The sequence below is a fragment of the Porphyrobacter sp. YT40 genome (genome assembly GCF_006542605.1).
Classification (GTDB): domain Bacteria; phylum Pseudomonadota; class Alphaproteobacteria; order Sphingomonadales; family Sphingomonadaceae; genus Erythrobacter.
Map to the genome: position 1 here is coordinate 315,587 of NZ_CP041222.1, position 22,071 is coordinate 337,657.

Annotated in this window: 25 protein-coding genes; 13 read left to right on the plus strand and 12 right to left on the minus strand. The window is 67.4% G+C overall.

Annotated elements, in window-relative coordinates:
- Window positions 1-1,866, plus strand: coding sequence for a glycosyltransferase family 4 protein (locus E2E27_RS18950; protein WP_234036140.1), 1,866 nt, complete (start codon window positions 1-3; stop codon window positions 1,864-1,866).
- 9 nt (window positions 1,867-1,875) lie between these two features.
- Here the strand turns inward: E2E27_RS18950 and mmsB are convergent, their stop codons facing one another.
- The 5 genes from mmsB to E2E27_RS01495 all read right to left on the minus strand — a co-directional run bounded on the left by mmsB (window position 1,876) and on the right by E2E27_RS01495 (window position 6,247).
- Window positions 1,876-2,742 carry a 3-hydroxyisobutyrate dehydrogenase gene (gene mmsB / locus E2E27_RS01475; protein ID WP_141457326.1) on the minus strand — a complete coding sequence of 289 codons (867 nt, stop codon included), beginning with the start codon at window positions 2,740-2,742 and terminating at the stop codon, window positions 1,876-1,878.
- 121 nt (window positions 2,743-2,863) lie between these two features.
- Complete coding sequence (locus tag E2E27_RS01480; RefSeq protein WP_141457328.1) at window positions 2,864-3,658, minus strand: enoyl-CoA hydratase-related protein; 795 nt, start codon at window positions 3,656-3,658, stop codon at window positions 2,864-2,866.
- Entirely contained in the window at window positions 3,655-4,710 is a 1,056-nt protein-coding gene (locus tag E2E27_RS01485; RefSeq protein WP_141457330.1) for an enoyl-CoA hydratase/isomerase family protein, read from the minus strand. The genes E2E27_RS01480 and E2E27_RS01485 overlap by 4 nt, the downstream gene beginning before the upstream one ends.
- On the minus strand, window positions 4,707-5,102 hold the full coding sequence (locus tag E2E27_RS01490) for a VOC family protein (protein ID WP_141457332.1): 396 nt from the start codon (window positions 5,100-5,102) through the stop codon (window positions 4,707-4,709). Before E2E27_RS01490 ends, E2E27_RS01485 begins: the two co-directional genes overlap by 4 nt.
- The gene (locus tag E2E27_RS01495; protein ID WP_141457334.1) at window positions 5,102-6,247 is read right to left on the minus strand and encodes an acyl-CoA dehydrogenase family protein; all 1,146 of its coding nucleotides are present in this window, start codon (window positions 6,245-6,247) and stop codon (window positions 5,102-5,104) included. The genes E2E27_RS01490 and E2E27_RS01495 overlap by 1 nt, the downstream gene beginning before the upstream one ends.
- Window positions 6,248-6,373: 126 nt before the next feature.
- Here E2E27_RS01495 and E2E27_RS01500 point away from each other — a divergent pair, with 126 nt between their 5' ends.
- Window positions 6,374-6,754, plus strand: coding sequence for a hypothetical protein (locus E2E27_RS01500; protein WP_141457336.1), 381 nt, complete (start codon window positions 6,374-6,376; stop codon window positions 6,752-6,754).
- Here E2E27_RS01500 and E2E27_RS01505 read toward each other — a convergent pair.
- The 4 genes from E2E27_RS01505 to E2E27_RS01520 are packed head-to-tail and all read right to left on the minus strand — an operon-like array spanning window position 6,745 to window position 11,352.
- Window positions 6,745-7,143, minus strand: a complete 399-nt coding sequence (locus E2E27_RS01505; RefSeq protein WP_141457337.1) for a RidA family protein — start codon at window positions 7,141-7,143, stop codon at window positions 6,745-6,747. The genes E2E27_RS01500 and E2E27_RS01505 overlap by 10 nt on opposite strands.
- Window positions 7,140-7,442, minus strand: coding sequence for an I78 family peptidase inhibitor (locus E2E27_RS01510; protein ID WP_141457340.1), 303 nt, complete (start codon window positions 7,440-7,442; stop codon window positions 7,140-7,142). The genes E2E27_RS01505 and E2E27_RS01510 overlap by 4 nt, the downstream gene beginning before the upstream one ends.
- Window positions 7,443-7,481: 39 nt before the next feature.
- Window positions 7,482-9,854 (minus strand): EAL domain-containing protein, encoded by a 2,373-nt coding sequence (locus E2E27_RS01515; RefSeq protein ID WP_141457342.1) that lies wholly within the window; start codon window positions 9,852-9,854, stop codon window positions 7,482-7,484.
- A gap of 19 nt (window positions 9,855-9,873) precedes the next feature.
- Window positions 9,874-11,352, minus strand: a complete 1,479-nt coding sequence (locus E2E27_RS01520; protein WP_141457344.1) for a FecR domain-containing protein — start codon at window positions 11,350-11,352, stop codon at window positions 9,874-9,876.
- 92 nt (window positions 11,353-11,444) lie between these two features.
- Here E2E27_RS01520 and E2E27_RS01525 point away from each other — a divergent pair, with 92 nt between their 5' ends.
- Window positions 11,445-13,097 carry a ShlB/FhaC/HecB family hemolysin secretion/activation protein gene (locus E2E27_RS01525; RefSeq protein WP_141457346.1) on the plus strand — a complete coding sequence of 551 codons (1,653 nt, stop codon included), beginning with the start codon at window positions 11,445-11,447 and terminating at the stop codon, window positions 13,095-13,097.
- 7 nt (window positions 13,098-13,104) lie between these two features.
- Here E2E27_RS01525 and pyk read toward each other — a convergent pair whose 3' ends face one another.
- The gene (pyk, locus tag E2E27_RS01530; RefSeq protein WP_141457348.1) at window positions 13,105-14,577 is read right to left on the minus strand and encodes a pyruvate kinase; all 1,473 of its coding nucleotides are present in this window, start codon (window positions 14,575-14,577) and stop codon (window positions 13,105-13,107) included.
- A 65-nt stretch (window positions 14,578-14,642) separates the two neighbouring features.
- Between pyk and E2E27_RS01535 the strand changes: the two genes are divergently transcribed.
- From E2E27_RS01535 to E2E27_RS01545, 3 genes are all read left to right on the plus strand, one after another.
- Entirely contained in the window at window positions 14,643-14,954 is a 312-nt protein-coding gene (locus E2E27_RS01535) for a DUF1244 domain-containing protein (protein WP_141457350.1), read from the plus strand.
- Window positions 14,955-15,032: 78 nt separating this feature from the next.
- Window positions 15,033-15,278, plus strand: coding sequence for a DUF2312 domain-containing protein (locus tag E2E27_RS01540; RefSeq protein ID WP_141457352.1), 246 nt, complete (start codon window positions 15,033-15,035; stop codon window positions 15,276-15,278).
- A gap of 75 nt (window positions 15,279-15,353) precedes the next feature.
- Window positions 15,354-15,701, plus strand: coding sequence for a heavy metal-binding domain-containing protein (locus E2E27_RS01545; RefSeq protein ID WP_181443519.1), 348 nt, complete (start codon window positions 15,354-15,356; stop codon window positions 15,699-15,701).
- A gap of 7 nt (window positions 15,702-15,708) precedes the next feature.
- On the opposite strand, the gene E2E27_RS01550 is transcribed toward E2E27_RS01545, so the two are convergent.
- Window positions 15,709-16,503, minus strand: a complete 795-nt coding sequence (locus tag E2E27_RS01550; RefSeq protein ID WP_141457354.1) for a CPBP family glutamic-type intramembrane protease — start codon at window positions 16,501-16,503, stop codon at window positions 15,709-15,711.
- On the opposite strand from E2E27_RS01550, the gene E2E27_RS01555 reads away from it, so the two are divergent.
- From E2E27_RS01555 to E2E27_RS01585, 7 genes are all read left to right on the plus strand, one after another.
- Window positions 16,503-17,246 carry a YebC/PmpR family DNA-binding transcriptional regulator gene (locus E2E27_RS01555; protein ID WP_141457355.1) on the plus strand — a complete coding sequence of 248 codons (744 nt, stop codon included), beginning with the start codon at window positions 16,503-16,505 and terminating at the stop codon, window positions 17,244-17,246. The genes E2E27_RS01550 and E2E27_RS01555 overlap by 1 nt on opposite strands.
- A gap of 93 nt (window positions 17,247-17,339) precedes the next feature.
- The gene (gene ruvC, locus E2E27_RS01560; protein WP_141457357.1) at window positions 17,340-17,813 is read left to right on the plus strand and encodes a crossover junction endodeoxyribonuclease RuvC; all 474 of its coding nucleotides are present in this window, start codon (window positions 17,340-17,342) and stop codon (window positions 17,811-17,813) included.
- Window positions 17,814-17,915: 102 nt separating this feature from the next.
- Window positions 17,916-18,263, plus strand: a complete 348-nt coding sequence (locus E2E27_RS01565; RefSeq protein WP_141457359.1) for a Spx/MgsR family RNA polymerase-binding regulatory protein — start codon at window positions 17,916-17,918, stop codon at window positions 18,261-18,263.
- The gene (pnuC, locus tag E2E27_RS01570; protein ID WP_353653630.1) at window positions 18,242-18,850 is read left to right on the plus strand and encodes a nicotinamide riboside transporter PnuC; all 609 of its coding nucleotides are present in this window, start codon (window positions 18,242-18,244) and stop codon (window positions 18,848-18,850) included. The genes E2E27_RS01565 and pnuC overlap by 22 nt, the downstream gene beginning before the upstream one ends.
- On the plus strand, window positions 18,847-19,821 hold the full coding sequence (locus E2E27_RS01575) for an AAA family ATPase (protein ID WP_141457363.1): 975 nt from the start codon (window positions 18,847-18,849) through the stop codon (window positions 19,819-19,821). The genes pnuC and E2E27_RS01575 overlap by 4 nt, the downstream gene beginning before the upstream one ends.
- Window positions 19,814-20,845 (plus strand): glycerophosphodiester phosphodiesterase family protein, encoded by a 1,032-nt coding sequence (locus tag E2E27_RS01580; protein WP_141457365.1) that lies wholly within the window; start codon window positions 19,814-19,816, stop codon window positions 20,843-20,845. Before E2E27_RS01575 ends, E2E27_RS01580 begins: the two co-directional genes overlap by 8 nt.
- Window positions 20,846-20,932: 87 nt before the next feature.
- Window positions 20,933-21,304 carry a hypothetical protein gene (locus tag E2E27_RS01585; RefSeq protein ID WP_141457367.1) on the plus strand — a complete coding sequence of 124 codons (372 nt, stop codon included), beginning with the start codon at window positions 20,933-20,935 and terminating at the stop codon, window positions 21,302-21,304.
- A gap of 4 nt (window positions 21,305-21,308) precedes the next feature.
- Here the strand turns inward: E2E27_RS01585 and ubiG are convergent, their stop codons facing one another.
- A complete protein-coding gene (ubiG, locus tag E2E27_RS01590) occupies window positions 21,309-22,046 on the minus strand; it encodes a bifunctional 2-polyprenyl-6-hydroxyphenol methylase/3-demethylubiquinol 3-O-methyltransferase UbiG (protein ID WP_141457369.1) in 738 nt (245 codons plus the stop codon).
- Between the last annotated feature and the right edge of the window lie 25 nt (window positions 22,047-22,071).

Genomic DNA, 22,071 nt, shown 5'->3' on the forward strand with positions numbered 1-22,071 from the left:
ATGAACGCGCCCGTGCAACTCGCTGCTGAAGAGGGAATCCCCGCGGTCATCGAGGGCGAGCCGCTCAAGGGCCGCCATGTGCTGATCGTGGTGGAGAACCTGCCCCTGCCCTTCGACCGGCGGGTGTGGCAGGAGGCGCGCACGCTGAAGGCGGCGGGCGCGCATGTCTCGATCATCTGCCCCACCGGCAAGGGCTACGAGAGCCGTTTCGAGGTGATCGACGGGATCGAAATCCACCGCCATCCGCTTCCGCTGGAGGCCAAGGGCGCGGTGGGCTTCCTCGCTGAATATGGCGCGGCGCTGTTCTGGGAGACGGTGCTGGCATGGCGCATCCACCGCAAGCGCCGGATCGACGTGATCCAGGGCTGCAACCCGCCCGACCTGATCTTCCTTGTCGCGCTGCCGTTCAAGCTGTTCGGGGTGCGCTACATCTTCGATCATCACGACATCAATCCCGAGCTCTACGAAGCCAAGTTCGGCAAGCGCGGGTTCTTCTGGTGGTTGATGGTGCTGTTCGAGAAGCTGACCTTCAAGGCGGCGGATGTCTCGATCGCGACCAATCATTCCTACCGCAAGATCGCCATCGAGCGCGGCGGGATGAAGCCCGAGCGCGTCCACGTGGTCCGCTCCGGCCCTGACCTCTCCAAGCTCAAGCGCGTCGCCCCGGTCGAACACTGGAAGAACGGCCGCGCGCACATGGTCGGCTATGTCGGGGTGATGGGCGAGCAGGAGGGGATCGACCTGCTGATCGACGCTGTCGAGCACATCGTCCGCACGATGGGCCGCGAGGACATCCAGTTTGTGCTGGTCGGTGGCGGGCCGGCGCTGGCCGAGTTGAAGCAACTCACCGCCAGCCGCGGCCTTGGCGACTTCGTCACCTTCACCGGCCGCGCGCCCGATCAGGACCTGTTTGAGGTGCTCTCGACCATGGACTTGGGCGTGAACCCCGACCGGGTGAACGCAATGAACGACAAGTCGACCATGAACAAGATCATGGAATATATGAGCCCAATCGATCACCGACTATCCGCTGCGCAACCAGACGATCCTCGCGCTCGCGGGGCTGGCGCTGCTGCTGCTGGTCCGTACCGCAATCGACCATGCGCAAGGCGAGCGGAGGGCACCGGCATGATCGGACGAATCGTCTGGCTCACCGCGCTCGCCGCCACCGCGCTGCTGACGGTGCTGTTGCAGTTCGATCTCGGAACGCGCGCGCGCCCCGGCCTTGCTGCCGTGGTGCCCGATCCCTTGCGCAACTACGCGCAGGTGCGCGTGGCGCAGACGGCGGCGGGCGGAGACGATTCCGCTGCCGCGCTGGCCGAGGCCGAGCGGCTGGTGCGCCGCCGCCCGCTGCCGGCGGAAAACCTCTCGCTGCTGGCGGTGGCGCAGGCCAAGGCGGGCAAACTGGACGAAGCCGCGCGGACGATCCAGGTCGCAGGCCAGCGCGGCTGGCGCGAGCCGATGGCGCAGGAGGCGGTGCTGCGGCTCGCGCTGTCGGCGGGGGACACGGCCGAAGCCGCGCGCCGCTATGCTGCGCTGTTCCTGATGGATCGCACCCCCGATGCGCTGCTCGAAGAGCTTGGCCCGGCAGTGCTCGGCGAGACCGACGGCATGGGCCAGCGCACGCTGGTGGCCATCGTCACCGGCGGAGACCGCTGGCACGCACTGTTCCTGCGCCGCGGTGCGCGGGTGATGCCGCCAGCCGCCTTCAGCGCGATCGCTGCCGAGAGCCTTGCGAGAGGTGCGGCGTTCGATTGCAAGGTGCTGGACCAGAGCCTGCGCGCGCTCACCCGGCGCGATGCCGCTGCTGCGGCGCGCCTGCGTGCGGCGGCGGCAGGGCGCTGCCCCGGCCTGGCCAGCGCCTAGACCGTCGCGTCAAAGCGTTTCGATGATCCCCGAGAAATCGGTCGCGGCGTGGTCTCTTGCGAAGGCTGCGTAGATCGACCACGCGTGCTCGCCCAATTCGACCTTCGCGCCCGCGCTCGTGGCCGCCTCGATCGCCAGATTGAGGTCCTTGAGCATCAGCCCGGCAGCGAAGCCGCCCTGATAGCCCTTGTCGGCCGGGGTGACCGGGCCCACGCCGGGCACCGGGCAATAGGACGTCATCGACCAGCACTGGCCGCTCGAGACGCTGGAAATATCGTAGAAGGTCTGCGGGTCGAGCCCCAGCTTTTCTGCCATCGCAAAGGCCTCGCAGGTGCCGATCATGTGGATCGCGAGCAGCATGTTGTTGCAGATTTTCGCGGCCTGCCCGTTGCCCGCCGCGCCCGCGTGGATCACGGCCTTGCCCATTGCCGCGAGGATCGGCTTCGCGCGGGCGAAGGCTTCGTCGGAGCCGCCCACCATGAATGTGAGCGTGCCACCCGCCGCCGCCGCGATCCCGCCGCTGACGGGCGCGTCGACCATCTGGTAGCCATGCTGTTCGGTCACTTCGATCACCTCACGCGCAGTGGCAACGTCGATAGTCGAGCAATCGAGCAGGATCGCGCCTTCGGGTGCATGGCCGATGACATCGTCCCAGTAGACTTGCCGAACGATCGCGCCGTTGGGCAGCATCGAGACGACCGCCTCAACGCCCTCACAGGCTTCCTTAGCCGTCGCGAAGGTCTGGCATCCCGCCACCCGCGCGGCGGCGAGCGCGGGTTCGGAAAGGTCGAAAGCGCGGACCTCGTGGCCCGCCTTGACCAGGTTCGCGGCCATCCCGCCGCCCATGTTGCCGAGACCGATAAAGGCGATTTTCATTGTTCTCCCCTCCCGCTTGCGGGAGGGGCCGGGGGTGGGCCTGCTCACCGCGAGATTAATGCAAAGGCGCGAGGTGCATTCCCACCTCTAACCCCTCCCGCCGGCGGGAGGGGCACTTGGACTACCGCCCCTTCCACTGTCCTTCGCGCTTCTCGATGAAGGCCGCCATGCCTTCGGCCTTGTCCTCGGAGGCGGTGAGGATCTGGAAGATGCGTCGCTCGACGATCAGGCCCTGATCCAGCGTCATCTCGAAGGCCGAGTTCACCATCTCCTTGTTGGCGATGGTCGCCATCGGCGGCATCGCGGCGATGGTCGCGGCGGTCTTGAGGGTCTCGGCGATCAGATCCTCATGCGGAACCACGCGGGCGACGAGGTTGCTGCGCTCGGCCTCTTCGGCGCCCATCATCCGGCCGGTGAGGCACATTTCCATCGACTTCGACTTGCCGATCGCACGGGTCAACCGCTGCGAGCCGCCCATGCCGGGCGCAACGCCCAACTTGATCTCGGGCTGGCCGAACTTGGCCTTGTCCGAGGCGATGATGAAGTCCGCCATCATGGCAAGCTCGCACCCGCCGCCCAGCGCAAAGCCGTTGACCGCCGCGATCCACGGCTTGCGGGTCTTCTTGACGATCTCGGACGTCCACGGGCTGAAGAAATCGTCGAGATAGAAATCGGCCGCGGCCTTCTCGCTCATTTCCTTGATGTCGGCGCCCGCCGCGAACGCCTTGTCGCCGGTGCCGGTGAGCACCGCGCACAGCTGCGAGCTGTCGGCCTGATAGGCGGCGAAGGCGGCGATCAGCTCTTCGAGCACCTTGGAGTTGAGCGCATTCAGCGCCTGCGGCCGGTTGATCGTCAGCAGCGTGACGCCCTTGTGGCCCTGAGCGTCGGCTTCAACGGTGATGGTTTCGTAGGTCATAGGGGTTTCCATTCCTCGCCTTCGGGCAGGGCTGCGAAGATCGCGTCGAGCAGGTCGTCGGTCACGCCTTCGGGGGTAGCAGGGTTCCACTTGGGATCGCCGGTCTTGTCGATGATCACCGCGCGCACGCCCTCGGCGAAATCGGGGCGGGTCAGCACGCGGCTGGCGATGCGGTATTCCATCCGCATATTGTCGGCAAAGTCGGTGAGCGCGGCGCTCTCGGCCAGCTGGCGCAGCGCGACCTTGCAGGTCTGCGGGCTCTTGGTGCCGAGCGTGTCACGCTCCTTCATCGCCCAGTCGTCCCCCGCGTCCGCCGCGGCTTCGAGGCTGGCGAGAATGTCCTCGTAACGGTCCGAAGCGAAGTGCTTGGCGATTTTATCTGCATTGGCCTCGATCCGCGCCTTGGGCGGGGTGCCGACGGGTTCGGAAAGGATGCCCGCGATCCGGTCGGGATGATCGTGGATGCGCGCCTTGATATCTTCGAGCATCTCGTGCGGCACATAATGCGTCGCCAGCCCCGTCCACAGGCATTCCGCCCCGTCAAGCCGCGCGCCGGTGAGCGCGAGGAACTGCCCCAGCCGCCGCCCGAGGCGCGACAGATACCAGCCGCCGCCGACATCGGGGAACAGGCCTATCCCGGTCTCGGGCATGGCGAAACGGGTGTTCTCGGTCGCCACGCGGAACTTGGCGGGCTGCGAGATGCCTACGCCTCCGCCCATCGTGATGCCGTCCATGAAGGCGACGATCGGCTTGGGATAGGTGAACATCTGGTGATTGAGCTGATATTCGTCGTGGAAGAACTTGCGGCCCGACACGCCGCCATCGTTCAGCGCGGAATCGCGCAGGAAGGCGATGTCGCCCCCGGCGCAGAAGCCGCGGCCCTCGGCATGATCGAGGATCACCGCCTTGATCGCGTCATCCTGAGCCCACGCGCTCAGCGCCGCGCTCATCGCGTGGCACATCTCGAGTGTCAGCGCGTGCAGCGCCTTGGGCCGGTTGAGGCTGATATGGCCGATCGGGCCGTTTACCCGGATCAGAACGTCGTCAGTCATTGCCCCGTTACTTTCGGTTCGATCAGGTCCCAGCGGTTGCCGAAGGGATCGCTGAACACGGCCACTGTGCCATAGCTCTCGTGGCGCGGCTCTTCGTGAAATGTCACCCCTGCATCGACGAGACGTGCCTGGGTGCTTGTGAAATCATCCGTGTGCGCGAAAAAGCCCACGCGCCCGCCGGTCTGGTTGCCGATCGCAGCGGTCTGCGCCTCATTAGCGGCCCGGGCGAGCAGCAATCGGCCGCCATCCTTGCCGCCGACCACCACCCAGCGCTTGCCGCCGCCCATGTCGCTGTCTTCGATCAGATCGAAGCCGAGCGCGCCCACGAAGAACGCGATGCCCGCATCGTAATCGGGCACCACCAGCGTCGTCAGGGCAAGCCTTGTGCCCATCACTGGCGCAGCAGATCGCGGCCCACGATCATGCGCATCACCTGATTGGTGCCTTCGAGGATAGAGTGGACGCGCAGGTCGCGCCAGAAGCGCTCGATGGGGTAGTCCTTGAGGTAGCCATAGCCGCCGAACAATTGCAGCGCGTCATTGACGATCTTGCTGCCGCTGTCGGTCGCCAGCCGCTTGGCCATCGCCGAAAAGCGCGACTTGTCGGGCGCGTTGTCGGTGACCTTTGCCGCCGCGAGATAGAGCAGCGCGCGCGCCGCCTCCAGATCGGTCGCCATATCGGCGAGCATGAACTGGGTGTTCTGGAAATCGGCGACCGGCTGATCGAACTGCTTGCGATCCCTGGTATAGGCAATCGCCTCGTCCAGACAGCGCTGCGCCCCGCCGAGCGAGCACGCGCCGATGTTGAGCCGTCCGCCGTCCAATCCCATCATCGCGAAGCGGAAGCCCTCGCCCTCGTCGCCGACGCGGTTGGCGACCGGCACGCGCGCGTCCTCAAAGATCACCTGGGCGGTGGGCGAGGCGTTCCAGCCGAGCTTCTTCTCCGGCGCGCCGAAGCTGACGCCGGGGGTGTTCTTGTCGATCACGAGGCAGGTGATGCCCTTGGTCTTGTGATCGCTGGTGCGCACCATCGTGACATAGACATCGTTCACGCCGCCGCCCGAGATGAACTGCTTGGTGCCGTTGAGCACATAGTAGTCGCCGTCGAGCCGCGCGGTGGTCTTGAGCGCCGCCGCGTCCGATCCGCTGCCGGGTTCGGTCAGGGCGTAGCTGGCAATCTTTTCCATGGTGACGAGATCGGGCAGATACTTCGCCTTGACCTCGGCCCCGCCGAACTGGTCGATCATCCAGGCGGCCATGTTGTGGATCGAGATGAAGGCGCTGGTCGAAGGGCAGCCATAGGCCATCGCCTCCATGATCAGCGCCGCCTCCAGCCGGCCGAGGCCGATCCCGCCGGAAGCTTCCGAGACATAGATCGCGCCGAAGCCGAGCTGGGCGCTTTCCTTGATCACGTCGCGCGGGAAGATGTGCTTTTCGTCCCACTCGGCGGCGTTGGGGGTGATGCGGTCGGCGGTGAAGCGCTGGGCGACCTCGCGGATCGCGAGCTGGTCTTCGGTGAGTTGGAATTGTCCGTTCATGGCGAGGTGCTCTAACGGGGTTTGCCAGCGGGGAAAAGGCTGGCGCGCGGCGGGCCGGGGCGGAATTTTGCTAGGCACTGGCGATTTGCTGCAACCTTCGGGCCGGTCCGGTGCGAATAGGGTGTCATGAACCCTGCCAATGCGCGCCTGATCCTCGTCTACAACGCCGACAGCGGCTTGCTGAACGCGGTGAAGGACGCGGTGTGGAAGGTGGTGCGTCCGGAAACCTATCCCTGCTCGCTGTGTGCGCTGACCTATGGCTGGGTGTCGATGCACGGGCGCTGGCGAGACTTTCTGAAGCACCTGCCGCTGACCAAGGTATTCCACCACAGGGATGATTTCGCGGCGGCCTTCCCTGGCCTCGCGATTGCGCTTCCCGCAATCCTGCTGGCAAAGTCCGAGGACGCGCCGCAAGTGCTGGTGAGTGCGGAGGAACTCGGCGCGCTCCCCGATCTCGAAGCACTGATCGCGCTGGTCAGCCAGCGGCTCGCCGTGCCTCAGGCCTGATCCGCGCCGACCACCGCCTCGGCCTCGATTTCCACACGCCATTCGGGACGGCACAGCCACGCCACCCCCGCCATCGTCGCCGCCGGACGGGCTGCGCCGAACCAGCGTGCGTGGACTGCACCGACCGCGTCCTGATCGGCCGGGTCGGTCAGCAGCATCCGGGTGCGCACCACATCGCCCGCGCTGCCGCCGAGTTCCTCGATCGCCGCGGCGATGATCGCGCAGCAGCGCTCCGCCTGCGCGGCGGCATCGCCCGGCGTGGTCGAACCATCGGGCTCGACCGGCCCGGTGCCTGCGACGATGATGCGGTTCCCCTCCCGCACCGCGCGGGCAAAGCCGAAAGTGGCTTCATAGGGCGAGCCCGAGGTCACCCTGCTGCGCGCGCTCATCCGCAGGTGATCTCGGTGATTTTCATCGCGTCGTCGTAGCGCACGTTCACGCGGTCTTCGCGGTAGTCCATCGTCCAGGCGCTGCGCGGCGGGCCCCAGCGCAGGCTGCGCGCGCCGCTGTCCTTGAGGATCGCCGCGCCCGTCGCCTGATTCGCCTGCTGTCCGACATGCGACTGCGCATTCGCCGCGTTGCAGGTCATCGGGCCTTCGGCGACCATGTCGGGCGAGACCTCGCGCTCCATCGTGGCACAACCCGCCAGTGCGCTCGCCAGCGCCAGTGCGACAATCCTTCGGTGCATTCCGTCCTCCCGTGCGATCTTTCGCCGGAAGGTAGGCTATCAGGCCGCCGCGACGACGGGAAGCGGGTGCGTGCGCTTCGGGCCATAAGCCGCCGCCAGCGCGGCGAGATCGTCGGCCTTCAGCGGGCGTCCAATGAAGTAGCCCTGCGCATAGTCGCAGCCGATTCCTTCGAGGAAGGCGAGGCAGGCGGCCTCCTCGATCCCCTCGGCCACCACCTTGAGGCCCAGCTCGTGCGCCAGCTGGATGGTCGAACGCACCAGCAGCGCATCCCCCCGGTCGGCATGGGCATTGGCCACGAACATCCGGTCGATCTTCAGCTCCGACAAGGGCAGCAGCTTGATGTAGTTGAGCGTCGACTGGCCGGTGCCGTAATCGTCCATCGAAATGCGGATGCCCCGCGCGCGGAACCGCTCGAGCGTGGCGATGGCGACCGTGACGTCTTCGAACTGGGCGCTTTCCGTGACTTCGAAGGTCACCGCGCCGGCCGGCATCCCGCTTGCCTCGACCAGCGCCAGCGCGCGTGTGGCGAAGCTTTCCGAAGAGAGCAACACCGCCGAGATATTGACCGCCGCGCCGATCTCGAGCCCGGCCTCGCGCCAGCGGCGCATGTCGGCAAGCGATTGCCGCAGCACCGCCAGCGTCAGGTCGTCGATCCGCCCGGCTTCCTCGAACAGCGGGATGAAGCAATCGGGGGGAAGGAAGCCGCGCTCGGGATGCTGCCAGCGCACCAGCGCCTCGACCGCATCGATCCGCTTGGTCCTGAGGTTGAGCTTTGGCTGATAGAAGGGGACGATCTGTCCCGATTCGAGCGCGCCTTCAAGCTCGCCCAGCAGCGAGAACTGGTCCGAGGCCGCAGCATCCGACGCCTCGTCATCGAGCCGCCAATGCTTGCCCGCGCGCTTGGCGAGGCTGGCGGCGTGGGCGGCACGGGCGGCGGGGTCGCTCGCGCCGCAATCGGCCACGCCGAAGGTCAGGCCCACGCCCAGCCTGCGCCCGGCAATCTCGAACGGACTGCGCATGATCGCGCGCAGCCCCGCCAGCTGCGCCTCGATCTCGTCGATCTGCAATGCGGAGACCCACAGCAGCGTGCGGTCTTCGATCCGGTATATCTGTCCAGCGCCGGTGGCGACTTCGAGCCGCTCGGCCAGCCGCCGCAGCAGCGCGCCCAGGCCCGCGTTGTCGATAGCCAACTGAAGCGCGTCGAAGTCGTCGATCTGGGCGACAATGACGAAGCGATCGCTTGGCGCGGCCGCGCGGGCCTCGAAGCCGAGGCGGTTGGGAAGCTGGCTGTGCGGATCGATCTGGCGGCGCAGCGCGCTGAAGCGCTGGGCGAGCGAGATGTGGCGCAGCGCGCCTGCCGCAAACACCAGCCCCAGCGCCGGAGCGATCTCGAACCACACCCCTGCGGCCTGCCGCGCCGCCAGCCAGCCGATCAGCAGCAGCACCAGCGCCGCGCCGCTGCGCACCCACACCGTGCTGCGGCTTCGCGCGGTCAGCACCACCAGCGCCATCAGCGTCGCGATCGCCAGCGGCAACGACCACGAGCCGTAGCTCGGAACGCCCCGCGCCAGCGTCTCGGCAGCGATGGCCTGGACCACCACGCCGGGAATGACGCTGTGCTGCGGCACGGCGTAGCGATCGAACAGCTCGATCGCGGTCGCGCCGATGATCACGTCCTTGCCTTCGAGACTGCCGGGCGGGATCATGCCGCGTTCGACCGCGACGAAGCTATGGCGCGGGATTGAATCGGGGCGGATCGCAAAGTCGACCGGGAAATGCTGGTCCACCGTCCCGCTCCGCCCGCCGACGAAAGAGGCCAGCGAAGGCCGCGCGGTTCCGCCGGTCACCGTGCCCAGTGGCAGGTGGCGCACATATCCGTCCGAGTCGGGCGCGACCGAGACCGAGGCGAGGTGGGCGGGTTCACGCAGGATCGGGATCGGCAGCGAATCGAGCTCGCGTTGATCGTCCGCGCCCGCCTTTTGCGCGAAGGTCGCCAGCGCCACCGGCGCGCGCGCGGCGGCGATCGCTTCGGCAAGCGCGCGGTCGCCTGCCGGATCGCCAGCGCTCGACAGGTCGACATCGAAGCTGATCGAGCGCGCGCCCGCCGCATCGAGCGCGCTCACCACGCGGGCGTAGTGATCGCGCGGCCAGGGCCAGCGCTGGATGGTCGCCATCGATGCAGCGTCCATCTCGACGATGTGAATCTGCCCGCTGGCCGGACGGTCGAAGACGCCGAAGGAGAGTTCCTCAAGCCGCTGGTCCGCGCCGCGCCACAGGCCCGCCATGGCCGTCAGCGCCGCCGCCAGCACCAGCGCGCCGAGCATCAGCGCAAGGATGCGCCAGCTATCGGCCGGGAGGGCCGCGGCGGACTTGCCGGGCAGAATGGCGGAGCGCTGAGGGAAGGGGTGCATGGGTGAGGCCGAAGCGCCCTCAGCGGCGGATCACGTCAGCGCCAGGGCGTGCTTCCAGACCGAGGTCGAAGCTCTGGCGTCCCGGATTGCCCCCGTTGCCACCACCGCCGCCATTGCCGTTGCCGTTCCCATTGCCGTTGCCGCCACCATTGCCATTGCCGGGATTGCCGTCATCGCCACCGTTGCCGTTTCCGTTGCCGTTCCCGCCACCGTTGCCGTTTCCGCTACCATTGCCGTTGCCGGGATTGCCGTCATCGCCACCGTTGCCGTTTCCGTTGCCGTTCCCGCCACCGTTGCCGTTTCCGCCACCATTGCCGTTGCCGGGATTGCCGTCATCGCCGCCGCCGCCGTTCCCGTTGCCGTTGTTTCCGTTTCCGTTTCCGTTTCCGTTGCCGTTTCCGTTGCCGTTGCCGGAATTGCCGTCATCACCGCCGCCGCCATTGCCGTTGCCGTTGCCGTTGCCGTTGCCGTTGCCGTTGCCGTTGCCGTTGCCGGGATTACCGTCGTCGCCGTCGTCACCGCCACCGTTGCCGCCGCCGTTGCCGCCGCCGTTGCCGCCGCCGTTGCCGTTTCCGTTACCATTGCCGCCGCTGTTGCTGTTACCCTCGTCGCTGCGTCCGGCGGAGTTGCCGAAGGCCGGGGCATTGCCGCGCGCCGTGTTGTCGGCCGCCACCACCGCTGCCAGCGCGGTCACTTCGCCCGAGACAAACCCGCGCGACATTTCGCCGAGGTCGCCGGGGCTGCTGACGATCGCCTGCGCGATTCGGGCCTGACCGCGTGCCTGCCCGTCGCTCTGGCCCGAAGCCGCCGCCGGTTGCACACTGGCCGCACCGGGCGCGGCTGCGGGAGGCCCGCCAGCCGGGCGTGCGGGCGAATCGATCACGCGCCGCCCCTCACCCTCGACCACCATGCGCAGCGGATCGCCCGCTGCAATCATCGCCACCGAACCGGGCAGGATCAGATCGCGCGCGCCGCCATCGAGGGTGGAGGTTTCCACGGCGCCCTCGGTCACTTGCAGGCTCGCGCCCTCTTCGCTGACCGTGATGACGAAGGTCGTGCCCTTCACCACCGCCGCCAGATAGGGCGTCTCCACCCCGAAATGCGGGTTCTTCTGCTTGCCGATACTGAATAGCGCGCTGCCATAGTCCTGAATGATCTGGATAAGCCCGCGCTCCTTCTGCTGCGCGGGGAGCGGGATGCGCAGCTGGGCGTTCTGGCGCAGCGTCACGAATTCGCGCCCGCGTACCAGCACCGCGGAAGCGCGCGCCTCGGTGCGCACCGTCGCTCCGGGCGCGAGCGCGGTGCCCGCCTTGGCGGCGCGCTGGCCCTTGGCATCGATCACCACGACGACCCCCTTGGTCTCGCTGACGCTCCATCCGCCGCTCTGGGCAAGCGCGGGCACACCGCCGAACAGCAGCAGGACAAGCGGCAGAATCAGGCGAGACAGGTTGCACATGGGAATCTCCATGCCTGCCACATAGACAACAGAGTCAGCCATCGCGTTTAAGCGCTTGGTTAATTATGACTTACACAGACCTTTGGTTAACCTTTGAAGCATAGGAAACAGGCTCCTCTCTGGATCGGGAGCCCATGAAAACATCGCGTTCGGTTAAGGTCTGTGCATTCGGCTGCCTGCTGCTGGCGACTCCGCTGGCGGCGCAGGATTCGCTCGACCGCACCAACCCGGGCGCGCAGGTCGACCGCGACGAGGAACCCCCGAAAGACTCCGCCCCGATTCGGCTCGATCTGCGGCCCGTGCTTGATGGCGCTGCGGCCGAACCGGTCGGCGAGACGCTCGATGTCGGCGCGATCGTGATCGACGGGCTGACGGTGCTCGACCGGGCGAGTTTCGCCGAGGTCATCGAACCCTTTGCCGGACGCCCGCTCGACCGTGTGGAGCTTGCCCGGCTGACCGATGCCATCGCCGCCCGTGCGCGCGCGGAGGGCTATCTCCTCGCCACCGCATGGATCCCCGAACAGACGCTCACCGGCGGAACGCTGCGGGTGCGGATCGACGAGGGCACGATCGACGCGGTGCGGATCGAAGGCAGCGACGATCCGGCGATCCGCCGCCAGCTCGAAACGCTGGTCGGCCCCGCGCCCGTCACCCTCACGCAGTTGCAGCGCGCGGTGCTGCTGGCGGACGATCTGCCCGGCGTGTGGATCCGCTCCACCCGCTTCGCGCGCGACGGCACCCGCCGCGTGCTGGTGGTCGATGCCGGGCGCAGCGATGCCAGCGGCAATGTGCAGGTTGCCACCGATGGCACCAAGCCGCTGGGCCCGGTGCGGGCGCGAATCGCCTTCGATGCCAACGGGCTGATCTCCCCGCGCGACCGGGTCGACCTCAGCGTGTCGATGACCCCGTTCGAACCGGACGAGCTGGCCTTCTTCAGCGCGCGCTACTCGGTGATCGTCAACGATGCCGGCACCAGTGTCGGCACGTTCGGTTCCTATTCCCGGACAGAGCCCGGCGCCTATCTCGCCGCGCGCGAATTGCAGGGTCGTGGCTGGCAGACGGGCCTGCGCCTGCGCCACCCGCTGATGCGCACGCAGGCGCGCAGCCTGTGGCTGGAGGCGAGCGGCGAGTTGCAGGATCTGCGCCAGAATGCCTCCGGCGCACTCGCCCGGCATGACCGGATCGCGCTCGCCCGGCTCGGTTTCTACGGCTTCGGCCCGCTCGCGGGTGGCACGCTGCAAGGGCGGGCGACGGTGAGCCAGGGCCTGCCGGTGCTGGGTGCGACCCGCGCCGACGATCCGCTCGCCTCGCGCTTCGACGCGGTGCCCGACTTCACCACGCTGTCATGGTGGCTGAACTGGCGGCGCGGCATCGCCCCGCGGGTAAGCCTTTCGCTGGCGAGCACCGGCCAGCTTTCCACCGCACCGCTGTTGGTCGGCGAAAGCTTTGCGCTGGGCGGCAACAGCTTCCTGCGCGGCTATGATTTCGCCCAGCGCGTCGGCGACGAGGGCGTCGCGGGCTCGGCCGAGCTGCGCTATGACTGGCCTCGGGCGCTGGGGGCCGCGCGCCATGTGCAGCTCTATGCCTTTGCCGATGGCGGGACGGTATCGAACCTCGGCACGGGGGTCGGCGGCGGAACGCTCGCATCGAGCGGCGCGGGCCTGCGCACCGACATCACCCGCGATCTCGACCTCGATTTCGAAGTCGCCGTGCCGCTGATCGAGGACCGCTACGACACCGGCGACAATTCGCCGCGGCTGAACCTGAGGGTCAGCCAGTCGTTCTGAGGGCGCGCTAGCCCTTGTGCTTTTCCAGCTCGTCGCCCGCCACGCTGACGACGTGGAGCAGGTTGGTCGCACCCGGCGTTCCGAAGGGCACCCCGGCGAGCACGATCAGGCGGGTGCCCGCTTCGCTGAAGCCGTGGCGCAGCGCCATGCGCTTGCCCTTGCCGATCATCTCCTCAAAGCTGCCGATATCCTTGGTGGCGACCGCGTGCGCGCCCCACAGCAGCGCCATGCGGCGCGCGGTGCGCATCGAGGGCGTGAGCACCAGCACCGGGGTCGCAGGCCGTTCGCGCGCCACGCGCCTTGCGGTCGATCCGCTGGAGGTGAACACCGTGATCGCGCTGATCGGCACCGTGTCGGCGATGGTCATGCAGGCATGGGCCAGCGCGTCGGAGGTGGTCGCATCGGGCGGCGTGTCGAGCATCCGCACCCGCGCCTTGTAACCCTCGTCCCGCTCCACCTGCACCGCGATGCGATCCATCATCGCCACGGATTCCTCGGGCCATGCCCCCGCCGCGCTTTCGGCCGAGAGCATCACCGCGTCGGCCCCGTCATAAACGGCATTGGCAACGTCGGAGACTTCGGCGCGGGTCGGCGTCGGGGCCTCGATCATCGATTCGAGCATCTGCGTCGCCACGATCACCGGCTTGCCCGCGCGGCGCGCCATGTTAACGATCTTCTTCTGGAGCGGCGGCACTTCGTAGGGCTCCAACTCCACGCCCAGATCGCCGCGCGCGACCATGATGCCGTCAGCCAGTTCGATGATCGAATCCAGCCGGTCGACCGCCTTGGGCTTTTCGATCTTGGCGCAGATCGCGGTGCCGTGCTGGCCGATCAGCTTGCGCGCTTCGGCGATATCCTCCGGCCGCTGCACGAAGGAGAGCGCGATCCAGTCCGCCCCGTGTTCGGTCGCGAAGGCGAGGTCACGGCGGTCTTTCTCGGTCAGCGCGGGGATCGGCACTTCGGCATCGGGCACGTTCACGCCCTTGCGGTCGGAGATCACCCCGCCCACCTCGGCGCTGCACAGGATGCGGCTGTCGTCCGCCTCGAGCACCTTCAGGCGGATCTTGCCGTCGTTGATCAGCAGCCGCTGCCCGCGCTCCATGATCCCGAACAGCTCGGGATGGGGCAGGCAGACGCGGTTGTGATCGCCCGGCGTCTCGTCCCGGTCGAGCACGAAGTGGCCCGAATGGCGGATCACCGCCTGCCCCTCGGCAAAGGTGCCGACCCGCAGCTTGGGCCCCTGCAAGTCCGCAAGGATCGCGATGGGGCGCGCGAACTGCTTTTCCAGCGCACGGATCGCGGCGACCACCGGCTCGTGATCGGCGTGGCTGCCGTGGCTCATGTTGAGGCGGAAGGCATCTGCGCCTGCCCGCACCAGCTTCTCGAGCATCTCGGGCGAGCGGCTGGCGGGGCCGATGGTGGCGAGAATCTTGACCTTGCGGCCGCGCGGGTCGATCCGTGACTGATCGCGTCGTGACATTTTTGGTGATCCCTAGTTACGCTCGCCTATGACACACCCGTTTTTCAACTCAAGGAAAAGCCGCGATGAATAGCAATGCCGATCCGCTCGACCACCTCGACGACGCCCAGGCCGCCGCCGCCTTCCGCCGGCTGGTGCGCCACCTGCGCCACCGTCATGACGCGCAGAACATCGACCTGATGGGGCTGGCGGGCTTCTGCCGCAACTGCCTTGCCGACTGGATCCGCGATGCAGGCTACGAAGGCGACAAGGAGGCCGCGCGCGAGGTCATCCACGGAATGCCCAGCGCCGAGTGGAAGGCCACCCGCCAGACCCCCGCGACCGAGGAGCAACTCGCGCGGATGCAGGCCAGCGTGGCGAAGAACGCACAGGAATAATTTGCGCGGGCGGTTCAATCGGCGCGATTGGCTGGCTATCGCCCCGCCAACCGATTCTCATTTCCGATGGAGCCCCCCATGGCCGACAACGCCAATGCCACCGACGACCGCCTGCGCCTGCTGATCGAGCGCATCGAACGCCTCGAGGAAGAAAAGAAGGGCATCGCCGACGATATCCGCGACGTCTACATGGAAGCCAAGGCAGTCGGCTACGATCCCAAGATCATGCGCCAGATCGTGCGCCTCAGGAAAATGAAGCCCGACGACCGCAGCGAGCAGGACATGCTGCTCGAAACCTACAAGAACGCGCTCGGGATGGGTTGATCCGGCGGGGGATGCCGTTGCAGTTTCGCCGCGCTGTGTTATTTCGATAACACGGCTTAGTGAGGAGAGACACCAATGGCATCCCCCTGGAGAGATTCGCGCGGCATCACCGTCAGCACCACCCCGACGCTCGAGGGGCGTCCGATTCAGGACTACCTCGGCATCGTCACCGGCGAAGTGATCGTCGGCGCGAACGTGTTCCGCGATCTGTTTGCCAATATCCGCGACATCGTCGGCGGGCGCTCGGGGAGCTATGAACGCATCCTCGCCGATGCGCGCAAGCAGGCGATCGAGGAGTTGCAGGCCGAAGCCGCATCGCTGGGCGGCAATGCCGTGGTCGGCGTCGATCTCGATTACGAGGTAATCGGCGCCAACGGCTCGATGCTGATGGTGTCGGCGAGCGGGACTGCGGTGAGGGTCTGAGCGGATCTTACCACCACCCGTAGTCGCTCGCTAGAAAGATTGCGTTGTAGGCCGCGTGGTGCGCCACCGCAGCGCGCAGGCCCAGCCGGGTGCGGGTGTAGGCGAGCAGCAGCCCGCCGATCGTCTGCGGCAGCACGACCAGTAGACCGAGCGGATGCGCCAACGGCTCGTAATTGCCGAGGTGGATGAGGCCGAACAGCAAAGTCGATCCCCAGACGAACCAGTGAAAATGTCGGGCGAACCATGTGGGCACAGCGGTGTCCCTATCGCGCGTGGCTAGCCAGTGGATCAGTCCGGCAAAAGCTATCGCAATCGCCGCCAGCGCCATCGAGTTGGCGTATTGCTCAACAGCAAATGCACTGACCGTCAGTAAGCCCATCGCCGCAATACCGTACGCACCAAACCGCAGCGCCGCGGTCCGCCCGGTCAACCAGCCCCTGAATGCCAGTTCTTCCATGATTGGCGCAAAAACCAGAAATTCGAACAGATTTTCGGCCAAGGTCATTTCGACTTCAAGCGGCAATGGCAGAAAATCCGCCTGGTCATCCCACGCAAGGCTAAGTTCGCTCACCAGCGCGTCAACCAGCAGATCGAGCGCGAACACCGCCAGCAGCGCCAGCGCCGCCGCCCGTCCCCACGCCATCGGCTGCGCCACATAGCTCGGCCGCAGAACGAAGCGCCCCACGTCCGCCAGCCGATCGCGCAGGGTCATCGCCTGCGCCACGCGCGCCCTTGCATCGTCCGCGTCGTCCGGAGTAAGGCCCGCGCCACCATTTCCAACATTTCCGGTGAAGTCGTCCAATGGCAGGCCATTCCAAGTTCAAGAACATCATGCATCGCAAGGGCGCGCAGGACAAGAAACGCGCGGCGATGTTCTCCAAGCTTTCGCGCGAGATCACCGTGGCGGCCAAGATGGGCATGCCCGATCCCGACATGAACCCGCGCCTGCGCCTCGCGGTCAATGCGGCCAAGGCGCAGTCGATGCCCAAGGACAACATCCAGCGCGCCATCGACAAGGCCGCGCAGGCGGGCGGCGAGGATTACAGCGAAATGCGCTACGAGGGCTATGGCCCGGGCGGCGTGGCGCTGATCGTCGAGGCGCTGACCGACAACCGCAACCGCACCGCGACCAATGTGCGCACCGCCTTTTCCAAGAACGGCGGGAACCTCGGCAGCGAGGGCTCGGTCAGCCACGGCTTCGAACGGCGCGGGCTGATCGAATATTCGGCCAGCGTGGGCGACGAGGAAAAGGTGCTCGAAGCCGCGATCGAGGCGGGCGCGGATGATGTCGAAAGCTCGGAAGACGGCCACACCATCTGGACCGCCGCCGAAGACCTGCACGGCGTGGCGGGCGAGCTCGAAAAGGTGCTCGGCCCGGCGGACAATGTGAAGCTGGCGTGGAAGCCCTCGCTCACCGTCGACGTCGACGAGGCGACCGCGACCACGCTGATGAAGCTGATCGACACGCTCGACGATGACGACGACGTGCAGACCGTTTGGGGCAATTACGAAATCTCCGACGAGGTGATGGAGAAGCTGGGCTGAAACGGCGGGAGTGGCTGCTTGCGCTGACGCTGGGGGCAGCCTTCTGCCTCGCGATGCTGTGGCGCTTCGGCATCCGTATCGGGCTGTGACCGCGTGCTGATCCTCGGCCTCGACCCCTCGCTGTCCTCTACCGGCTGGGGCGTGATCCGCAGCGAAGGCGCGCGGATCGCCCATGTCGCCAACGGCCAGATCACAACCGACCCGAAAGCCCCGATGGCCGAGCGGCTGGCGGCGCTTGCAGAGGGGCTGGCGGCGGTCATCGCCGCCCACCGCCCCGATCGCGCGGCGGCGGAGGAAATCTTCGTCAACAAGAACCCGCAATCCACGCTGAAGCTGGCACAGGCGCGCGGCGCGGTGCTGGCGGCCTGCGGGGCGGCGGGGCTGACGGTGGGCGAACACGCCGCGCGGCTGGTCAAGAAGGCCGTCACCGGCACCGGAGCGGCGGAAAAGGCGCAGGTCGCGGCGATGGTGAAGGTGCTGCTTCCGGGCGTGGTGATTGCGGGGAGTGATGCGGCCGATGCGCTCGCGGTGGCGATTGCCGACGCGCATCTGGGAAAACGCCCTTGACCCGTTCGCCCTGAGCTTGTCGAAGGGCCGCACTTTCTTATCGCTCTGCGCTCCGAAGTGAAAAGCAGGGCTTCGACAGGCTCAGCCCGAACGGAGTTAAGAGTGATCCACCTCTACGGCATCCCCAACTGCGACACGGTCAAGAAAGCTCGGCTCTGGCTCGACCAGAACGGGCGCGAATACACCTTCCACGACTACAAGAAGCAAGGCGCCGATCCGGAGCGCATTGCCGGGTGGATCGCCGCCGCCGGACTGGACGTGGTGGTGAACCGCAAGGGCACGACCTACCGCGCGCTCTCCGACGCGGACAAGGCGCGCGCCGCCGATGCGGCAACCGCCCCTGCCCTCCTTGCTGCCAACCCTTCGGTGATCAAGCGGCCCATTGTCGAGCACGATGGCGGCCTGCTGGTCGGCTTCAAGCCCGAGGAATGGGCCGCCGCGCTCGGCTGACCCCAATCCGCATGAACCCGCTGGAAATCATCGCCGTTGCGCTGGGCATCGCCAATGTCGGCCTGCTGGTGCGGCGGAGCATTTGGAATTACCCCTTCGGCATGGCGATGGTGGCGCTCTATTTCGTCATCTTCCGCGAAGCGCGGCTCTATGGCGAGGCGGGGTTGCAGGTGTTCTTTTTCGTCGTGCAGGGCTGGGGCTGGTGGCTGTGGGCGCGCGCCGGGGGGCTGGCGCAGATGGTGAGCGTGAGCTGGATGGACTGGCGGGCGCGGGGTATATCGCTGGCGCTGGTCGCCGCATCGAGCCTCGGCATCGGGTGGGCGATGGCGCGCTTCACCGACGCTGCGTTGCCCTATGCCGATGCGACCATCGCGGGGGCGAGCGTGGTGGCGCAGGTGCTGCTGGCGTTGCGCCGGGTGGAGAACTGGGCGCTGTGGATCGCGATCGATGTGCTGTCGATCGGGGTCTATCTCAACCGCGAGCTTTACCTCACCGTCGGGCTCTATGTGGTGTTCCTCGCGCTCGCCACTGCGGGCCTCGTCCAGTGGGCGAAGGCGGCGCGCGACGGTGAGGCGATCGCCGCATGACGAAACGCGGCATCCTGCTCGGCAAGTTCATGCCGCCGCACGCGGGGCACCTTGCGCTGATCCGCGCTGCCCGCGCGCTGGTGGACGAGCTGACGGTGCTGGTCTGCTGGCTGCCGGACGACCCCATTGCGGGCGAGACGCGGCTGGCGTGGATGCGCGAACTCGCGCCCGATTGCCGCGTCGCCGGGCATGGCGAAGTGGTGCCGCAGGCTCCGGAAGAATCGCCCGATTTCTGGCCCATCTGGCGCGGGATCGTCGGTGCCGTGCATCCCGAACCCATCGACTACCTGTTCGCCGGCGAGGATTACGGCGCAGAGCTGGCGCGGCAAGTCGGCGGGCTGTTCGTGCCATTGGGAGGCCGGGTGCTGGGGCTGTCAGACGATCCGGTCGCGGGGCTTTCCGCCAGCGCCATTCGGGCCGATCCGGCGGCGCATTGGCCTTACCTCCCCAAGCCCGTGCAGGCGCATTACCGCCGCACCGTCTGCCTCCACGGCGCGGAGAGCACCGGCAAGACCACCCTCGCCGCCGCGCTCGCCAGAGAGACCGGCGCGCTCACCGTCGGCGAATATGGCCGCAGCCATTGCGAGGCGCACCGCGATCCGCTCACGCTCGATGATCTGCTGCTGATCGGCCGCGCCCAGACCGCGATGATCGCCGCCGCCGCCGACTGGGCCGGGCCGCTGCTGATTGCCGACACCGACGCGCTGATGACCGCCGCGTGGACCGAGATGCTGCTGGGCACCCGCCCCGCCGAGCTGATGGCCGCACCCAAGGCCGACCTCTACCTGCTGCTCGAACCCGATCTACCCTGGGTGGATGATGGCACGCGCTTCTTCAGCGACCCGGCAGACCGTCACAGGTTTGCAAGGATCGTTAGCCAAGTGCTTGTCGATGCCCGCGTGCCCTTCGTGCGGATCGCCGGGCAGGGCAACGAACGGCTCGCCGCCGCATTGGGAGCATTGAATGTCTAAGCCACGCCTGATCCTTGCCGCGCTGCTGGCGGCGGCCTCTCCGGCGCTGGCGCAGGGAGACGGGATGCTGATCATCGCCCATCGCGGCGCGAGTGCCGAGCGGCCCGAGCACACCCTCGCCGCCTACGAGCGCGCGATCGACCAGGGCGCGGATTATATCGAGCCCGATCTGGTCGCGACCAAGGATCTTGTGCTGGTCTCGCGCCACGAGAACGAGCTTTCGGGCACCACCGATGTCGCGCGCCGCGAGGAATTCGAGGATCGCCGCCGCGAAAAGACCATCGACGGGCGGCGGGTCGCAGGCTGGTTCGCCGAAGACTTCACCCTCGCCGAACTGCGCACCCTGCGCGCGAAGGAGCGCATCCCATCGCTGCGCCCTGCCAATGCGCGGTTCGACGGGCTGTATCAGGTGCCGACGCTGGCCGACATCGTCGCGCTGGTGCGCGCCAAGGAGGCCGAGACGGGCCGGCGCATCGGCCTCTATCCAGAACTGAAGCACCCCACGTTCCTGCTCCAGACCGAAGGCATCGACCTTGTCGACCTGCTGCTGCGCGAATTCGGCGCGCTTGGCATCACTCCGCAAGACCCGGTGTTCATCCAGAGCTTCGAGATCGCGCCGCTCCAGCGCCTCAAACAGCGCGGCGGCGGGTTCAGGCTGGTGCAGCTGGTCAAGCCCGAAGATGGCCCGGCGGACGAGCCCGCGATGCGCTATGCCGAGATGGTGACGCCCACGGGGCTGGCAGAGGTGGCGAAATATGCCGACGCGCTGGGAGCGCAGATCGACATGGTGCTCGCCCCCGATGGCACGCCGACATCGCTGGTGGCGGATGCCGAGGCGGCGGGGCTCGATGTCCACGCCTGGACGGTGCGTCCGGAGAACGACTTCCTGCCCCCGATGCTGCGCACGGGCGATGACCCCAAGGGCAAGGGCTGCGGCGATGTGAAACTGGCGGAGCTGCTCAAGGCGGCGGGCGTGGCGGGCGTGTTCAGCGACGGGCCGCTGAAGGGCCGCAGCTGCCCCTGAATGCCATCCGGGCGCAGGCGCTGAACAACGATATTTTCACCTTTTCAGACTATTAGAACCCTTCAACTTGCCTGAGGGGGTCGCAGAATGAAACGGGTTTGGCTTCTGGCCGCAATGATGCTTGCCACGGGATGCGGCGGGCCGCAGACGCTTGATGAGGCGCTGGCAAGCGCGGCGAAGCATTTCAACAACCGCGGCACGGGGATGCTGTCGGACGAGTTCAAATCGTCGCGGGTCGAAGCGGCCGTGAGCGGCGGGAACATGCTGGTGCTGCGCGTGCTCGACACGCCGACCGGCAATGCCACGCTCGATTCCGTTGTCGCCCGCAAGTCCATCGGCCCGCGCCTGTGCGACATGAGCCGGGTGCGCAGCGTGCTGGAAAAGGGCGGCACGCTGCGGGTCGAGATCGTCTCCAACATCGGGGTCGAGGCGACCTCGTTCCAGATGGCGAAATGCTGAACGCCTAGGCGCGCCGCGCGCTGAGGATGTAATTCAGCGCCATGTCGTCCGACAGGTGCAGCCCCTTGCCCGGCCGCCACGCGATACCGCGCTTTGCCGTCACCGTCAGACCCACGTCTGCCAGCAGCGCCTCCAGCTCCTCGGGGGTGACGAAATCCTCCCAATGGTGCGTGCCGCGCGGCACGTAACCCACCGCCTCCGCCGCGCCGACCAGCAGGATGCGGGAGGCGGCGGTGCGGTTGGGGGTGGACATCACCAGCAGGCCATCGGGGGCGAGCCGCGCCGCGACATCGCGCAGGAAGGCGGGCTTGTCGGCGACGTGCTCGACAACCTCGACGCTGGTGACGAGATCGAACTGGCCGATATCGAGCGTCGCGACCTCGCCCGCCATGTAGCGGATATCGAGCCCCACACCCTCGGCATGCGCCGCCGCCGCAGCGACATTCTCCGCCGCCGCGTCCACGCCCGTCACCGCCGCGCCCAGCCGGGCGAGAGGTTCGCACAGCAGACCCGCTCCGCAGCCGATGTCGAGCGCCGACTTGCCCGCCAGCGGCCGCGCCGCTCCTGCCGCGCCCGGCCAGTGCGCGTCGATCGCGTCGCGGATGAAGGCCAGCCGCACCGGGTTCACCTGATGCAAGCTCGCCATCGGGCCCTTGGGGTTCCACCAGTCGCGCGCAAGGTTCGCGAAGAAATCGGCCTCTTCGGGACGGATAGTTACATTCGATACGTTTGCGTTTCCCATGAACCGCCCTTAACAGCCGCCGCGA

Bases quoted from the DNA above. Each gene is read 5' to 3' on its own strand.
- E2E27_RS18950 (WP_234036140.1), top strand. From the start codon at position 1: ATGAACGCGCCCGTGCAACTCGCTGCTGAAGAGGGAATCCCCGCGGTC.
- mmsB (WP_141457326.1), bottom strand. From the start codon at position 2,742: ATGAAAATCGCCTTTATCGGTCTCGGCAACATGGGCGGCGGGATGGCC.
- E2E27_RS01480 (WP_141457328.1), bottom strand. From the start codon at position 3,658: ATGACCTACGAAACCATCACCGTTGAAGCCGACGCTCAGGGCCACAAG.
- E2E27_RS01485 (WP_141457330.1), bottom strand. From the start codon at position 4,710: ATGACTGACGACGTTCTGATCCGGGTAAACGGCCCGATCGGCCATATC.
- E2E27_RS01490 (WP_141457332.1), bottom strand. From the start codon at position 5,102: ATGGGCACAAGGCTTGCCCTGACGACGCTGGTGGTGCCCGATTACGAT.
- E2E27_RS01495 (WP_141457334.1), bottom strand. From the start codon at position 6,247: ATGAACGGACAATTCCAACTCACCGAAGACCAGCTCGCGATCCGCGAG.
- E2E27_RS01500 (WP_141457336.1), top strand. From the start codon at position 6,374: ATGAACCCTGCCAATGCGCGCCTGATCCTCGTCTACAACGCCGACAGC.
- E2E27_RS01505 (WP_141457337.1), bottom strand. From the start codon at position 7,143: ATGAGCGCGCGCAGCAGGGTGACCTCGGGCTCGCCCTATGAAGCCACT.
- E2E27_RS01510 (WP_141457340.1), bottom strand. From the start codon at position 7,442: ATGCACCGAAGGATTGTCGCACTGGCGCTGGCGAGCGCACTGGCGGGT.
- E2E27_RS01515 (WP_141457342.1), bottom strand. From the start codon at position 9,854: ATGCACCCCTTCCCTCAGCGCTCCGCCATTCTGCCCGGCAAGTCCGCC.
- E2E27_RS01520 (WP_141457344.1), bottom strand. From the start codon at position 11,352: ATGGCTGACTCTGTTGTCTATGTGGCAGGCATGGAGATTCCCATGTGC.
- E2E27_RS01525 (WP_141457346.1), top strand. From the start codon at position 11,445: ATGAAAACATCGCGTTCGGTTAAGGTCTGTGCATTCGGCTGCCTGCTG.
- pyk (WP_141457348.1), bottom strand. From the start codon at position 14,577: ATGTCACGACGCGATCAGTCACGGATCGACCCGCGCGGCCGCAAGGTC.
- E2E27_RS01535 (WP_141457350.1), top strand. From the start codon at position 14,643: ATGAATAGCAATGCCGATCCGCTCGACCACCTCGACGACGCCCAGGCC.
- E2E27_RS01540 (WP_141457352.1), top strand. From the start codon at position 15,033: ATGGCCGACAACGCCAATGCCACCGACGACCGCCTGCGCCTGCTGATC.
- E2E27_RS01545 (WP_181443519.1), top strand. From the start codon at position 15,354: ATGGCATCCCCCTGGAGAGATTCGCGCGGCATCACCGTCAGCACCACC.
- E2E27_RS01555 (WP_141457355.1), top strand. From the start codon at position 16,503: ATGGCAGGCCATTCCAAGTTCAAGAACATCATGCATCGCAAGGGCGCG.
- pnuC (WP_353653630.1), top strand. From the start codon at position 18,242: ATGGGCCGCCGCGCTCGGCTGACCCCAATCCGCATGAACCCGCTGGAA.
- E2E27_RS01575 (WP_141457363.1), top strand. From the start codon at position 18,847: ATGACGAAACGCGGCATCCTGCTCGGCAAGTTCATGCCGCCGCACGCG.
- E2E27_RS01580 (WP_141457365.1), top strand. From the start codon at position 19,814: ATGTCTAAGCCACGCCTGATCCTTGCCGCGCTGCTGGCGGCGGCCTCT.
- E2E27_RS01585 (WP_141457367.1), top strand. From the start codon at position 20,933: ATGAAACGGGTTTGGCTTCTGGCCGCAATGATGCTTGCCACGGGATGC.
- ubiG (WP_141457369.1), bottom strand. From the start codon at position 22,046: ATGGGAAACGCAAACGTATCGAATGTAACTATCCGTCCCGAAGAGGCC.